General features: G+C 72.7%; 13 protein-coding genes. 10 read left to right on the forward strand and 3 right to left on the reverse strand.

The genetic code is table 11. From position 1 onward, the window contains the following. Positions 1–13: 13 nt before the first annotated feature. Positions 14–2,194: an OmpL47-type beta-barrel domain-containing protein gene (locus IE260_RS00235; protein ID WP_189868679.1), complete on the forward strand. Its 2,181-nt coding sequence runs from the start codon at positions 14–16 to the stop codon at positions 2,192–2,194. Here IE260_RS00235 and ligD read toward each other — a convergent pair. Next, complete coding sequence (gene ligD / locus IE260_RS00240) at positions 2,181–3,209, reverse strand: non-homologous end-joining DNA ligase (RefSeq protein ID WP_189868678.1); 1,029 nt, start codon at positions 3,207–3,209, stop codon at positions 2,181–2,183. The genes IE260_RS00235 and ligD overlap by 14 nt on opposite strands. Before the next feature lie 684 nt (positions 3,210–3,893). Between ligD and IE260_RS00245 the strand changes: the two genes are divergently transcribed. After that, complete coding sequence (locus IE260_RS00245; RefSeq protein ID WP_189868340.1) at positions 3,894–4,955, forward strand: ATP-dependent DNA ligase; 1,062 nt, start codon at positions 3,894–3,896, stop codon at positions 4,953–4,955. 4 nt (positions 4,956–4,959) lie between these two features. On the opposite strand, the gene IE260_RS00250 is transcribed toward IE260_RS00245, so the two are convergent. Further along, a complete protein-coding gene (locus IE260_RS00250) occupies positions 4,960–6,150 on the reverse strand; it encodes a zinc-dependent alcohol dehydrogenase (RefSeq protein WP_189868341.1) in 1,191 nt (396 codons plus the stop codon). Between the two features lie 209 nt (positions 6,151–6,359). Between IE260_RS00250 and IE260_RS00255 the strand changes: the two genes are divergently transcribed. Continuing rightward, positions 6,360–7,343, forward strand: a complete 984-nt coding sequence (locus tag IE260_RS00255; protein ID WP_189868342.1) for a DUF3048 domain-containing protein — start codon at positions 6,360–6,362, stop codon at positions 7,341–7,343. Between the two features lie 18 nt (positions 7,344–7,361). Here the strand turns inward: IE260_RS00255 and IE260_RS00260 are convergent, their stop codons facing one another. Further along, entirely contained in the window at positions 7,362–7,826 is a 465-nt protein-coding gene (locus IE260_RS00260) for a MarR family winged helix-turn-helix transcriptional regulator (RefSeq protein ID WP_189868343.1), read from the reverse strand. A gap of 209 nt (positions 7,827–8,035) precedes the next feature. Here IE260_RS00260 and IE260_RS00265 point away from each other — a divergent pair, with 209 nt between their 5' ends. From IE260_RS00265 to pcaDC, 7 genes are read left to right on the forward strand one after another with little or no spacing between them, the layout of a single operon-like run. Next, a complete protein-coding gene (locus IE260_RS00265; RefSeq protein WP_189868344.1) occupies positions 8,036–8,791 on the forward strand; it encodes a CoA transferase subunit A in 756 nt (251 codons plus the stop codon). Beyond that, positions 8,791–9,435 (forward strand): CoA transferase subunit B, encoded by a 645-nt coding sequence (locus IE260_RS00270; RefSeq protein ID WP_189868345.1) that lies wholly within the window; start codon positions 8,791–8,793, stop codon positions 9,433–9,435. Before IE260_RS00265 ends, IE260_RS00270 begins: the two co-directional genes overlap by 1 nt. Continuing rightward, positions 9,432–10,634 (forward strand): thiolase family protein, encoded by a 1,203-nt coding sequence (locus IE260_RS00275; RefSeq protein WP_189868346.1) that lies wholly within the window; start codon positions 9,432–9,434, stop codon positions 10,632–10,634. The genes IE260_RS00270 and IE260_RS00275 overlap by 4 nt, the downstream gene beginning before the upstream one ends. Before the next feature lie 18 nt (positions 10,635–10,652). Further along, positions 10,653–11,426: a protocatechuate 3,4-dioxygenase subunit beta gene (gene pcaH, locus IE260_RS00280; RefSeq protein ID WP_189868347.1), complete on the forward strand. Its 774-nt coding sequence runs from the start codon at positions 10,653–10,655 to the stop codon at positions 11,424–11,426. 6 nt (positions 11,427–11,432) lie between these two features. Beyond that, entirely contained in the window at positions 11,433–12,038 is a 606-nt protein-coding gene (gene pcaG, locus IE260_RS00285) for a protocatechuate 3,4-dioxygenase subunit alpha (RefSeq protein ID WP_189868348.1), read from the forward strand. Continuing rightward, positions 12,035–13,378, forward strand: a complete 1,344-nt coding sequence (gene pcaB / locus IE260_RS00290) for a 3-carboxy-cis,cis-muconate cycloisomerase (RefSeq protein ID WP_189868349.1) — start codon at positions 12,035–12,037, stop codon at positions 13,376–13,378. The genes pcaG and pcaB overlap by 4 nt, the downstream gene beginning before the upstream one ends. Next, a complete protein-coding gene (gene pcaDC, locus IE260_RS00295) occupies positions 13,375–14,496 on the forward strand; it encodes a bifunctional 3-oxoadipate enol-lactonase/4-carboxymuconolactone decarboxylase PcaDC (RefSeq protein WP_189868350.1) in 1,122 nt (373 codons plus the stop codon). Before pcaB ends, pcaDC begins: the two co-directional genes overlap by 4 nt. Positions 14,497–14,505 lie beyond the last annotated feature (9 nt).

The following is a 14,505-nucleotide window of genomic DNA, read 5'->3' on the forward strand; positions in this document are numbered from 1 at the left end:
ACGGCACCGAAGGATCTGGGCCGCCCTGCTGGCCGCCCTGCTGATGGCGCTCGGCCTGCAGGCCACGTCCGCGTCCGGACAGCCGAGGGCCGCCGAGGAGGCCGCCGAACAGGTCCTCACCTGGACGGCGGGCGACGACATCACCAAGTACACGTCGGCGCCCGAGACCGCGGTCGCCGGGCCGGCCACGATCGTCTTCGAGAACAGCGCGGCGACCGGCAACACCACCGGCATGCCGCACACGCTGACGTTCGTGACCAACGACCCCGAGTACAACAGCGACGTCCAGCTCAACATCCTGGCCAATCCCTTCGACGACCAGGGCGGCCGGCACACCGCCGAGGTCACCCTCAGCCCCGGCCGCTACCTGTACCACTGCACGATCCCCGGACACGGGCAGATGCAGGGCGTGCTGGTGGTGACCGAGGGCGGCGGCGAGGACACGACGGCACCCGAGACGTCGGCGGACGTCCAGGGCACGCAGAACGACGCGGGCCAGTACGTCGGTGCCGCGAGCGTCACCGTCGCCGCCACCGACGAGGGATCCGGCGTCGACCGCATCGAGTACGCCATCGGCGCGGACGGCGCCTGGCAGCCGTACACCACGCCGGTCGTCGTCGACCAGGTCGGCGACCACACGGTCCGCTACCGGGCCTTCGACAAGGCGGGCAACGCCGCCGCCGAGAAGAGCGTCACCTTCACCGTCGTCGCCCCGCCCACGGACGACGAGACCCCGCCGGAGACCTCGGCGACGGTCAGCGGCGAGCGGAACGCGGACGGCGCGTACATCGACATGGCGACGGTGACCGTCACCGCCTCCGACACCGGTTCCGGCGTCAACACCATCGAGTACGCGATCGGCGACGGTGCCTGGCAGGCGTACACCGCGCCGGTGATGGTGCACCAGGTCGGCACCCACACCGTGCGTTACCGCGCCACCGACAAGGCGGGCAACGCCGCGGCGGAGAAGAACGTCGGGTTCACCGTCGTCGCCGCTCCCCCGCAGGACACCACCGCGCCCGTGACCGGCGCGACGGTGGAGGGCACGAAGAACTCCGACGGCGCCTACGTCGGCAAGGCCACGGTGACCGTCAGCGCCACCGACGAGGGCGGCTCGGGCGTGGCGGGCATCGAGTACTCGCTCGACTCCGGCCCCTACCTGGCGTACACCGCACCCGTCGTCGTCGACCGCACCGGCACACACACCGTGGCGTACCGGGCGACCGACAAGGCGGGCAACACCTCGGCACCGCTGACCGTGAGCTTCACGGTGGTGACCGGCGGCGGGGTGCCCGCGCCCGACTGCCCGGAGTACGACGAGCGGCTCACGGTGATCGTCGGCACGGTCGACTCGGGTGTGCCGAACCGGGTGACGAACAACCGGTGCCGGATAGGCGAGCTGATCGAGGACGAGAAGGAGTGGACGTCCCAGGCGCTGTTCCTGAAGCACGTGCAGGAGGTCCTGGACCGGCTGCTCGACGAGGGCGTCGTCGACCGGCGCGAGTACCGGGCGATCAACAAGGCGGCCCGCCAGTCCGGGATCGGCAGGCCCGGTCAGACCGAGGGCTACCGCACGATCATGGACGGCAGCCCGGAGTCGTTCGCGAAGTGGGAGCAGGTGGGCGGCGGTTCGTTCGGGCTGAACCCGGACGGGTCGATCACCTCCGGCACCACGAAGCCGGGCCTGGGCATGCTGTGGTTCCCCGAGCGCAAGTACGGCGACTTCTCGCTGAAGCTCCAGTGGCGTGACGACGCCCCCGGCACCGGCAACGCCAACTCCGGTGTGTTCGTGCGCTTCCCGTGGGTCCACGACCACCCGGAGGAGTCACGGCCGGAGTGGGTCGCCATCAAGTACGGGCACGAGGTGCAGGTGTTCGACAGCCCGAGCGGCGACATGTACAAGACGGGCTCCGTCTACGGCTTCGACCGGGTCGGGCTCGCCGGGGCCGGGGTGACCCAGAAGGGCACCTGGAACGACTACGAGATCCGGGTGGTGGACCAGCACTACTCGGTCTACCGCAACGGCGTGCTGATCAACGAGTTCGACAACATCGGCGGCCAGGACTTCACCCCGCCGCGCTCGGACGACCCGGGCACGGACGGGCGGCGGTTCGCCTCCGGTTACGTCGGGCTGCAGGTGCACGGCACGACGGACGTGGTCTCGTACCGGGACGTCCGGATCAAGGAGCTGTAGGTCCCGGCTGCTTCTTCGCACGGCTCGGCTGTACCCGCCTGGGTTCCCCCGGCATCTTCGGATACTCGGGCGGGTACGGCAGATCGCCGAGCCCGTGGTCGCGCTCGTCCTTCGAGGCCAGCTCCAGCAGGGCGTCGAGGGAGTAGGCGTGGTCGTCCATGTCCGCGTGCACGTCGCCGAGTCCGGCGAAGCGCGCGGGCATGGTCGTGATGTCGAAGTCCGCGGGGTGCGCGACGCCCACCTCGTCCCAGCGCAAAGGCGCGGAGACGGGGGCGTTCGGGCGGGGGCGCACGGAGTAGGCGGAGGCGATGGTGCGGTCGCGGGCCGTCTGGTTGTAGTCGATGAAGATGCGCTCGCCGCGCTCCTCCTTCCACCACTTGATGGTCACGTGCTCGGGCATCCGCCGTTCCATCTCCCGGCCGACGGCGATGGCGGCGCGCCGCACCTGGGTGAAGGTCCAGCGCGGCTCGATGGGCACGAAGACGTGCAGGCCGCGCCCGCCGGATGTCTTCGGCCAGCCGCGCAGGCCGCCGAACTCCTCCAGCACCGCCCGCAGTTCGTGGGCGGCGCGGACGGCGTCGTCGTAGTCGGTGCCGGGCTGCGGGTCGAGGTCGATGCGCAGTTCGTCGGGGCGGTCGACGTCGTCGCGGCGCACCGGCCAGGGGTGGAAGGTGAGGGTGCCGTACTGGGCGGCCCACAGCACCGCGGCCTCCTCGGTGGGGCACATCTCGTCGGCGCTGCGGCCGCTGGGGAAGGTGATGTGCGCCGTCGGGATCCAGTCGGGCATGTTCTTCGGGGCGCGCTTCTGGTAGAACCACTCGCCGGTGATGCCGTCCGGGTAGCGCTCCAGGGTGGTGGGCCGGTTGCGCAGGGCGCGCAGGATGCCGGGGGCGACCGCCTGGTAGTACCGGGCGAGGTCCAGCTTGGTGTAGCCGTGCTCCGGGAAGAACACCTTTCCCGGATTGGACAGCCGCACGGTCCGGCCGCCCGCTTCCAGTTCCACCGCTTCCGCCATGCGAGCCACGGTAGGCGCACCGCACGGACCTCGCACATCAGGCGCCGGGCCGAGCTGGCCGCCGCGACGGGCGGGCGGCGCGGCCGACGGGCGGGCGGCGCGGCCGACGGGCGGGCGGCGCGGCCGACGGGCGGGCGGCGCGGCCGACGGGCGGGCCCATTCGGCCAGGCGGCCGGCGTGCATCCGTGGGCGACGCCCGGTGAACCGCCGGGCGGCCATGCGGTCGTGGGAGACCGTCACCGGCGCACCCTGGTAGTGGTGAAGGGCCTCCTCCAGATCCTCCACCAGGGCGGGCGAGAGGTGGTTGGTGGGCTCGTCGAGCAGCAGATCCACCAGGTCGCGCAGCACACGGGCCGGCGCGAGCCGGCGCACTGCCCTGGGGACAGATGGCGGACCGCCGTCGCCGGCTCCGCCGGGCGGAACAGACCGAAGCCCAGGAGGGCTCCACGGTGGTCGTCGGGGGCGCCGGGCAGCCCGGCGGTGAAGGCGGCCGGCAGGGAACGCCGCGGGTGGGTGACCCCTGTCTCCCGGGGCAGCCGGCCGACGCGCTCCGGCCGGGTGCACACGTCCCGGTCGAAGATCACCGGCGACTGGCCGACAGGGCGCCCGGCACCGTCCGGGCCCGGTTTTCCGCCGGCGTCCGCTCAGCAGGCGCACACCGGGGGCGGCTCCTAGAGTCGGAGCATGGATCTGCCCGTCATGCCACCCGTGAAGCCGATGCTCGCCAAGTCCGTGGCGAGCATCCCGCCGGGAATGCAGTACGAGGCGAAGTGGGACGGGTTCCGGGCGATCGTGTTCCGCGACGGCGACGAGGTCGAGTTCGGCAGCCGTACGGGCAAGCCGTTGACCAGGTACTTTCCGGAGCTGGTGACGGCCGTGCGGGAGCGGCTGCCGGAGCGCTGCGTGGTGGACGGGGAGATCGTCGTCGCGCGGGAGGGGCGGCTGGACTTCGACGCGCTGACCGAGCGGATCCACCCGGCGGACTCCCGGGTGCGGGCCCTGGCCGAGCGGACGCCCGCCTCCCTCGTGGCCTTCGACCTGCTGGCGCTGGACGGCGAGTCGCTGCTCGACGTGCCGCTGTCCGACCGGCGCTCGCTGCTGGTCCGGGCGCTGTCCCAGGTCATGCCCCCGGTGCACGTGGCACCGGCGACGACCGACGTCGAGGTGGCCCGGCAGTGGTTCGAGGAGTACGAGGGCGCGGGACTGGACGGTGTCGTCGCCAAGCCGCTCGACCTTCGGTACCGCCAGGACGAACGGGCCATGTTCAAGGTCAAGCACGAGCGCACGGCGGACGTCGTCGTCGCCGGTTACCGCTTCCACAAGAGCGGCCCCGTGGTCGGTTCCCTGCTGCTCGGCCTGTACGACGACCGGGGTGCCCTCCAGCACGTGGGTGTGTGCGCGGCGTTCTCGATGAAGCGGCGCGCCGAGCTCGTGGACGAGCTGGAGCCGCTGCGCATGGCCGACGTCCAGGGGCACCCGTGGGCGGCCTGGTCCGACGAGGCGGCGCACGAGACGGCCCGGCTGCCCGGCGCCCCCAGCCGCTGGTCGGGCAAGAAGGACCTGTCCTGGGTGCCGCTGCGGCCGGAGCGGGTCGCCGAGGTGGCGTACGACCACATGGAGAACGGGGCGCGCTTCAGGCACACGGCCCGGTTCCGCCGCTGGCGACCGGACCGGACGCCGGAGAGCTGCACCTACGCCCAGCTGGAGGAGCCGGTGCGCTACGACCTCACGCAGATCCTCGGCTGACTCCTCACGGCTGCATGAGGACCTTGACGGCGCCGTCCTGCTTCTTCTGGAACATCTCGTAGGCGTGGGGCGCGTCCGCCAGCGGCAGCCGGTGGGTGGCGAAGTCCTCCACGCCGAGGGGGTCCTCGTCCGTCAGGAACGGGATGATCTCGTCGCTCCAGCGGCGCACGTTGGCCTGGCCCATCCGCATCTGGATCTGCTTGTCGAACAGGGTGAGCATCGGCATCGGGTCGGCCATCCCGCCGTAGACGCCGATGAGCGAGAGGGTGCCGCCGCGCCGCACCAGTTCGATGGCGGTGTTGAGGGCGGCGAGCCGGTCGATGCTGAAGCGTTCCGCCAGGGGCCCGCCGATCTTGCGGGGCAGGATCGCGGCGCCCTGCTGAACCAGTTTCGCGGCGGCGCTGCCGTGCGCCTCGGTGCCGACCGCGTCGATCACGGCGTCGGGGCCCCGGCCGTCGGTCTCGTCCTGGATCGCGGCGACCAGTTCCTTCTCGTTGTCGAAGGACCGCAGGTCGTACGTCTCCACGCCCCGTTCCCGCGCCCGTTGCAGCCGCTCCGGTACGAGGTCCACGCCGAACACCCGGCCGGCGCCCTTGACCTGGGCGACCCGGCAGGCCATGTCGCCGATGGGGCCGAGTCCGAGCACGGCGACGCTGCCGCCCTGCGGGACGCCGGCGTAGGCGACCGCCTGCCAGGCGGTGGGCAGGACGTCGGAGAGGTACACGAAGCGGTCGTCCGGCGGACCCTCCGGCACCTTGATCGGGCCGTACTGTGCCTGCGGCACGCGCAGGTACTCGGCCTGACCGCCGGGCACCGCGCCGTACAGCCGGGTGTAGCCGAACAGGGCGGCGCCCATGTGCTCGCCGGTGACCTGCGTGGTCTCGCACTGGGTCGGCAGCCCGGTGTCGCACATGAAGCAGTGCCCGCAGGCGATCTGGAAGGGCACGACGACCCGGTCGCCGGGCTTCAGCCCGGTCACCTCGGGGCCGACCTCCTCGACGAAGCCCATCGGCTCGTGGCCGAGGATGTCGCCGGGTGTCATGAACGGGGTGAGAACTTCGTACAGATGCAGGTCGGAGCCGCACAGCCCGGTGGACGTGATGCGGATGACCGCGTCCGTCGGCTCCTGGATCCTCGGGTCCGGCACGTCCTCGACCCGTACGTCCCGCTTGCCCTGCCAGGTCACTGCCTTCATGGTGTCGCGCTCCCTCCGTCACCGTGCGCGTCGGACATCCGTGCGGCCGGGTACCCGGGCCCCTCCCCGGCCAACCGTGACGCTGCGGCCGATCGGACGACTCGCCGCGCCTTTCCTCATTTGATCAGCTAAGCCGCGTAATGTGATCAGAAGTAGACAATCATGGTCATAGAGCGTGACAGGCGGGCGGTGGGGAGGCGGTGGGGACGATGCCACCAGGAGCGCGCAGGCGGTTCGGCACGGTGACGGCGGCACTGCTGACCGCCGCCGTGTCGCTGTCCGTCGCGGCCGGCTGCACGGGGCGCCCCGGGCCGGGCGACGGCGACGACGGGCGCGGGCGTTCCGCGCGGCCGAGCGAGTCGCCCGGCGCGGCGAGCGTCGGCCCGGTGCTCGCCGTGAAGATCGACAACGTGTCCGCGGCCCGGCCCCAGACGGGGCTCGACGCCGCCGACGTCGTGTACGTCGAACCGGTCGAGGGCGGGCTGAGCCGGCTGATGGCCGTCTATGCCTCCAGGCTCCCGGAGGTGGTCGGACCGGTGCGCAGCGCCCGCGAGTCGGACCTGGAACTGCTCGGCCAGTTCGACCGGCCGGCGCTCGCCTTCTCCGGAGCGCAGGGCAGGCTGCTGCCGCTGATCGACGCGGCACCGCTGCGCGCGGAGACACCCGAGCGGGCGCCGGAGGCCTACGTCCGGGACAGCGGCAGACCGGCCCCGCACAACCTCTACCTGCGCCCCGGCCGGCTGCTGCCCTCGGCTCCCGGCCCGTCGGCCCTGACGACGGGCTTCCGCCACGGCGAGGCCCCCGTGGGCGGCAGGACCGAGGCGGCGCGCACGGTGCGCTATCCGGCCGCGAGCTTCACCTTCACCTGGTCGGCGGCGGACGGCCGCTGGCTGGTCGGGATGGACGGCCGCCCCGCCGTCACGCCGGACGGACGGCGGCTGGCACCCGCGACCGTGGTCGTGCAGTACGTGCGGATGCGGGACTCGGATTTCCACGACTCCCTCGGCAGCCGCACCCCGTACGTGGAGTCGGTGGGCTCCGGACGGGCGGAGGTGCTGCGCGACGGCCGGGCCCACGACGTCACGTGGAAGCGGGGGGCGGCCGCGGAGGGCACGACGTTCACCGCGGGGGACGGTACGCCGGTGAGCTTCGCCGAGGGCCAGGTGTGGGTGGTGTTCGCGCGGACGCCCTGAGCCGCCCGGAGGCCCGGGTCAGCGGGGAGCCACCGCCGGTTCGGCCGGGTTGCGCAGCCCCTCGGCGGCGTCCGCCACCCGCCGGATGAGCTCGAAGAAGAGCGACTGCTCCGCTGCGGAGAGCGGGGCGAGGAACACCTGGTTCATCCGGGCGGTCCGCACGGTCAGCTTCCGGTGCGTGCGCAGCCCCTCGTCGGTGAGCCGCAGCAGGAAGCGACGGCCGTCCTGCGGGTCGCGGACCTTGTCGAGCAGCCCGCGGCGGCCCAGCCGGCTGATCACCTCGGCGATGGTGGACCGGTCCAGACCCACCCGCTCCCCGACGGTCCGCTGGTCCAGGCCGGGTTCGGCGACGAGCGCGTTGAGGACCGCGAACTGCGGCGAGGTGATCTCCTCGGAGACCATCGTGTTCCACAGCAGGTAGTGCGCCTGCTGCAGCCGCCGGGCCAGGTGCCCGGGATGGGTGGCAAGGTCCACCGCGGCCATGTGCGCTCCCGTGGTCGCATTCGTTGGTGCACTGAACGATACCCCTCCGCACGTGCGGTGTCCGCGACCCACGCAAGCGATCTACGTGGTCTTTTTGCAGCTCTTGACGCTTCGGCTCTCCGGTGGCAGCGTGTGGGCAACCTCGCTGAAATACTCAGTGCCCTGATTAATTTGTTCCTCGGGCGCTTGGAAGAGATGGGGCTTCTCGGATGGACAAGGTGGTGGCCACGGCCGGTGAGGCAGTGGCCGATGTGCCGGACGGCGCGTCGCTGGCGGTGGGTGGTTTCGGGCTGAGCGGTGTGCCGAACGTACTGATCCAGGCGCTGTACGAGCGCGGGACCGGCGGGCTGTCGGTGGTCTCGAACAACTGCGGGGCGATGGACTCGGGCCTGGCCGTGCTGCTGGCCGCGGGGCGCATCGCGCGGGTGACCGGGTCGTACATCGGGGCCAACAAGGAGTTCGCGCGCCAGTACCTGGCCGGCGAGCTGGAGGTGGAGCTGATCCCGCAGGGCACCCTGGCCGAGCGGCTGCGGGCCGGCGGCGCCGGCATCCCGGCGTTCTACACGCCGGCCGGAGTGGGCACGCAGGTCGCCGAGGGCGGGCTGCCGTGGCGTTACGACGGCTCCGGCGGGGTGGCGCTGGCGTCGCCGGCGAAGGAGGTCCGCGAGTTCGACGGCACCGAGTACGTGCTGGAGCGCGGCATCCGCACCGACTTCGCCCTCGTGCGGGCGGCCAAGGGCGACCGGCACGGCAACCTGGTGTTCGCCAAGTCCTCCCGGAACTTCAACCCGCTGGCCGCCATGGCCGGCCGGGTCACCGTCGCCGAGGTCGAGGAGCTGGTGGAGCCCGGCGAGATCGACCCGGACGCCGTGCACCTGCCGGGCGTGTTCGTACAGCGGGTGGTCGCGCTGACGCCGGAGCAGGCCGCCGACAAGAAGATCGAGAAGCGGACGGTGAGTTCCTGATGCCCTGGACGCGTGAAGAGATGGCCGCGCGGGCGGCCCGGGAGCTCGAGGACGGCCAGTACGTCAACCTCGGCATCGGCCTGCCGACGCTGATCCCCAACTACCTCCCGGAGGGCGTGGAGGTGACCCTCGAATCCGAGAACGGGATCCTGGGCACCGGCCCCTACCCCACCGAGGACCAGGTCGACCCGGACCTGATCAACGCGGGCAAGGAGACCGTCACCGTCCTGCCCGGCGCCTCCTTCTTCGACTCCGCCCTCTCCTTCGGCATGATCCGGGGCGGGCACATCGACGTCGCCGTGCTCGGGGCGATGCAGGTCTCCGCCCGCGGCGACCTGGCCAACTGGGCGATCCCGGGCAAGATGATCACCGGGATCGGCGGCGCGATGGACCTCGTCCACGGTGCCCGCACCGTGATCGTCGTGATGACGCACACCGCGAAGGACGGTTCCGCCAAGATCCTCGAGGAGTGCGCGCTGCCGCTGACCGGCAAGGCGTGCGTGGACCGGATCATCACCGACCTCGGTGTCCTCGACGTCACCGACGACGGACTCGTGCTGACGGAGTGCGCCCCCGGGGTGACCGTCGACGAGATCGTCACCAAGACCGACGCCAAGCTCGTCATCGCGGAGGGCCTGCAGTGAGGGACGTCTTCATCGTCGACGCGGTCCGCACCCCGATCGGCAGGTACAACGGCGGCCTGGCGGGCGTCCGCCCTGACGACCTGGCGGCGCACGCCGTCCGCGCCCTGCTCGACCGCACCCCCGACCTCGACCCGTCCCGCATCGAGGACGTGTACTTCGGCAACGCCAACGGAGCCGGCGAGGAGAACCGCAACGTCGCCCGCATGGCCGCGCTGCTCGCCGGCCTGCCCACCTCCGTGCCCGGCGTCACCGTGAACCGGCTGTGCGCCTCCGGCCTCGAGGCGGTGATCCAGGCCGCCCGCGCCATCGCCTGCGGCGACGCCCACATCGCCCTCGCGGGCGGCGTGGAGTCGATGACCCGGGCGCCGTACGTGCTGCCCAAGTCCGAGCGGCCGTTCCCGGCCGGGCACGCCGAGCTGTACTCCACCACCCTGGGCTGGCGCATGGTCAACCCGGCGATGGACCCGCAGTGGACCATCCCCCTCGGCGAGTCGGCGGAACTGATCGCGGACAAGCACAAGATCACCCGGGAGCAGCAGGACGAGTTCGCCCTCGCCTCCCACCGGAAGGCGGCGCAGGCCCAGGCCGACGGCCTGTTCGACGCCGAACTCGCGCCCGTCCCCGTCCCGCAGCGCAAGGGCGACCCGGTCCTCTTCGCCGCCGACGAGTGCGTGCGGCCCGGCGCCTCCCTGGAGGCGATGGCGAAGCTCAAGCCGTCCTTCCGCAAGACGGGCGGCACCGTCACGGCCGGCAACGCCTCGCCGCTCAACGACGGCGCCGCCGCCCTCCTCCTCGTCGACGAGGAGGGCCTGAAGGCCACGGGCCGGGAACCGCTCGCCCGGATCTCGGCCACCGGCGTCTCGGCCAACGACCCGCAGTACTTCGGGCTCGCCCCGGTCGAGGCCGTGAACCGCGCCCTGGCCAAGGCCGGCAAGACGTTCGCCGACCTCGACGTCCTGGAACTCAACGAGGCCTTCGCCGCCCAGGTGCTGGGCTGCGTGGCCGAGTGGCCCGAATTCGACCCGGCGATCCTCAACCCCCAGGGCGGCGCCATCGCCCTCGGTCACCCGCTGGGCGCCTCCGGTGCCCGGCTCGCCGGCACCCTCGCCCACCAGCTCGCCCGCAAGGGCCACGGCACCGGCATCGCCACGCTCTGCATCGGCGTCGGCCAGGGCCTCGCCCTCCTCCTCGAACGCTAAGGACCCCCGGGGACTGACATGACTCTCACGCAAGCCGACATCGACGCGGAGATCGCGGCCGAGCACGCCGCCTACGAGAAGCGGGTCGCCGACGGCGCGCCCGTCGAGCACCACCCGCGCCGCGACTACGCCCCCTACAGCTCCTCGGTGCTGCGCCACCCGAAGCAGCCGCCGATCGCCATCGACGTCACCAAGGACCCCGAGTTGGTGGAGCTGTCCTCCCCCGCCTTCGGGGAGCGGGACATCACCGAGATCGACAACGACCTGACCCGGCAGCACACCGGTGAGCCGATCGGTGAGCGCATCACCGTCTCCGGCCGGCTGCTGGACCGCAACGGGCGTCCCGTGCGCGGCCAGCTCGTGGAGATCTGGCAGGCCAACTCGGCCGGCCGCTACGCGCACCAGCGGGAGCAGCACGACGCCCCGCTGGACCCGAACTTCACCGGCGTGGGCCGCACGATCTCCGACGACGACGGCTTCTACCGCTTCACCACCGTCCAGCCGGGGCCGTACCCGTGGCGCAACCACGTCAACGCCTGGCGGCCGGCGCACATCCACTTCTCGGTGTTCGGCTCGGCGTTCACGCAGCGGCTCGTGACGCAGATGTACTTCCCCAACGACCCGCTGTTCCCGTACGACCCGATCCTGCAGTCCGTCACGGACGACGCCGCCCGGCAGCGGCTGATCGCCACGTACGACCACAGCCTGTCCGTGCCCGAGTTCTCCCTCGGCTACCACTGGGACATCGTGCTCGACGGCCCGAACGCCACCTGGATCGAAGAAGGACGCTGACCCGCCATGACGAAGATCGACACCAGCAGGCCGGAGAACGTGCTGCCCACGCCGTCGCACACCGTCGGCCCGTTCTACGGGTACGCGCTGCCGTTCCGCGGCGGCGAGGACATCGCGCCCCTCGGACACCCCGACACGATCACCGTGCACGGGTACGTGCTCGACGGCGAGGGCAAGCCGCTGCCGGACGCCCTGGTGGAGCTGTGGGGGCCGGACCAGGACGGCAACCTGCCGACGGCCGACGGCTCCATGCGCCGCGACCCCGCCTCCGGCGACTTCCTGGGGCGCAACGGCGTGGAGTTCACCGGGTTCGGGCGCATCCAGACCGACGCCGACGGGCACTGGTACGCGCGGACGCTCCGGCCCGGAGCGCGCGGACGGAACGCCCCGTACGTCAGCGTGTGCGTCTTCGCGCGCGGTCTGCTCGTGCACCTGTTCACCCGGATCTACCTGCCGGGCGACGACGCGGCGCTCGCCGCCGACCCGCTGCTGGCCCAGGTGGAGGAGCCCCGCCGCGACACGCTGATCGCGGCGGAGGAGGGCAACGGCACGTACCGTTTCGACATCCGCCTTCAGGGCGAGGGCGAGACGGTCTTCCTGGAGTTCCAGTGACAGCTGCGGACATCCCTGCCGACGCCGGCACGAGCCTGATCGCCCCCGGGTGGGCGGGCTCCCCGGCCGCCGCCGCGACCGGGGACGGCGCCTATCTGCGGGCGCTGCTCGACGCCGAGGCGGCGCTGACCCGTGCGCAGGCCGCGCTGGGCCTCGCCCCCGAGGGCGCGGCGACGGCGGTGACCGACGCGGCCGACCCGACCCGCTTCGACGTGCGCTCGCTGGCCGAGCGGGCCCGCGGCGGCGGGAACCCGGTGATCCCGCTGGTCGCCGATCTGACGAAGGCGGTCGGTGAGGAGTACGGCCCCTACGTCCACCGGGGGGCGACCAGCCAGGACATCCTGGACACGGCGACGATGCTGGTGGCCGTGCGCACCCTGGGCCTCGTCCTCGCCGACCTGGACCGCACCGAGCGCGCACTGGCCCGCCTGGCCGCCGACCACCGCGACACGCCGATGCCGGGCCGGACGCTGACCCAGCACGCCGTGCCGACGACCTTCGGGCTGAAGGCCGCCGGATGGCGCTCGCTGGTGCTCGACGCGCGTGACCGGATCGTCGCCGTACGCGATGCGCTGCCCGCCCAACTGGGCGGCGCGGCGGGGACCTTGGCGGCCTTCGCGGCGTACGGCGCGACGGAGCCGACCGCGCTGCCGGCGGCGTACGCCCGTGAACTCGGCCTCCGGGCCCCCCTGCTGCCCTGGCACACCCTGCGCACGCCGATCGCCGATCTGGCGGGCTGCCTGGCCTTCACGGCCGGGGCACTGGGGAAGATCGCCGCGGACGTGCTCACCCTCTCGCGGACGGAGATCGCCGAGGTCGCGGAGGGCAGCGGCGGCGGCTCGTCCGCGATGCCGCACAAGGCCAATCCCGTGCGGGCGACGCTGATTGCGGCCGCGGCCCGGCGCGCGCCGCAGCTCGCCGCCACGCTGTACGGCTCGCTGGCCGCCGAGGACGAGCGGCCGGCCGGGGCCTGGCACGCCGAGTGGGAACCGCTGCGGGAGCTGCTGCGGCTGGCCGGCGGTGCCGCGCGGGACGCCGCCGAACTCACCGAGGGGCTACGGGTGCACCCCGGGACCATGCGCGACCACCTCGGTCTCACGCACGGGCTGATCGTGTCCGAGCGGCTGTCCGCCGAACTGGCGCCGGCGCTCGGGCGGGCCCGCGCCAAGGCCCTGCTGACCGAGATCACCGAGCGGACCTACACCGAAGGCCGCGACCTGGAAGAACTGCTCGCCGCGGAGCCCGAGTTGAGCGGCATCGACGTCGGCGACCTCACCGACCCCGCTCGTTACACCGGCTCCGCCGAAATCCTCACCGACCGTGCCCTGGAGCGACGTTGACGATACTCAACCACCTGACCGAAGGCCCCGAGTCCGCTCCCCCGCTGCTGCTCGGACCCTCGCTGGGCACCTCGTACGCCCTGTGGGACGAGGTGGCGCCCGAGCTGTCCATCGGGCACCGGGTGATCCGCTGGGACCTGCCGGGGCACGGCGGTTCACCGGCCCATCTCATCTCGGCCGGTGCCACCGTCGGTGACCTCGCCGACCTGGTGCTGGCGCTCGCCGACTCGCTCGGCGTGGAGCGGTTCGCCTACGCGGGGGTCTCGCTCGGCGGTGCGGTGGGTCTGCACCTGGCCCTGCACCACCCGGAGCGGGTGTCGTCGCTGGCGGTGATCTGCTCGTCGGCGCACTTCAACGGTGCGAAGCCGTGGGAGGAGCGGGCCGCGCTGGTGCGTGCCGAAGGGCTGGCGAAGCTCGCGGACAGCGCGAACGACCGGTGGTTCACCGGCGGGTTCACCGTGCCCGGACTGGTCCGGGACCACCGGGACGCAGATCCGGAGGCGTACGCCGCCTGCTGCGACGCGCTGGCCGCGTTCGACCTGCGCGACGGGCTCGCCGGCATCTCCGTGCCCACGCTGCTGATCGCCGGGCGCGACGACCCGGCGACGCCGCCGGCGCATCTGCGGGAGATCGCGGACGCCGTGCCGGGCTCGACGCTGGTCGAGATCCCGGGTGCCTCGCACCTGGCGCCCGCCCAGTGCCCCGAGGCGGTGCTGACCGCGCTGCGCGCCCACCTCGGCGGAGGTGCCAGGCGGGGCATGGCGGTGCGGCGCGAGGTGCTGGGCGACGCCCACGTGGACCGGGCGCAGGCGCGGCAGACGCCGTTCACGGCCCGCTTCCAGGACTTCATCTCACGCTACGCGTGGGGCGAGATCTGGACCGACGAGACGCTCTCGCGCCGCGAGCGCAGCATGATCACCCTGACGGCGCTGATCGCGCACGGCCACTACGAGGAGCTGGCCATGCACGTGCGGGCGGCCCGGCGCAACGGCCTCACCCCCGAGGAGATCGGCGCCGTGCTGCTGCAGACGGCCGTGTACTGCGGGGTGCCGGCGGCGAACTCGGCGTTCGCCACGGCCCAGCGGGTGCTGGCCGAGGAGGACGGCGCGGGGAGCTGAGCCGGACGG

Source organism: Streptomyces viridiviolaceus, from assembly GCF_014650995.1.
In the GTDB taxonomy this organism is placed as follows: Bacteria; Actinomycetota; Actinomycetes; order Streptomycetales; family Streptomycetaceae; genus Streptomyces; species Streptomyces viridiviolaceus.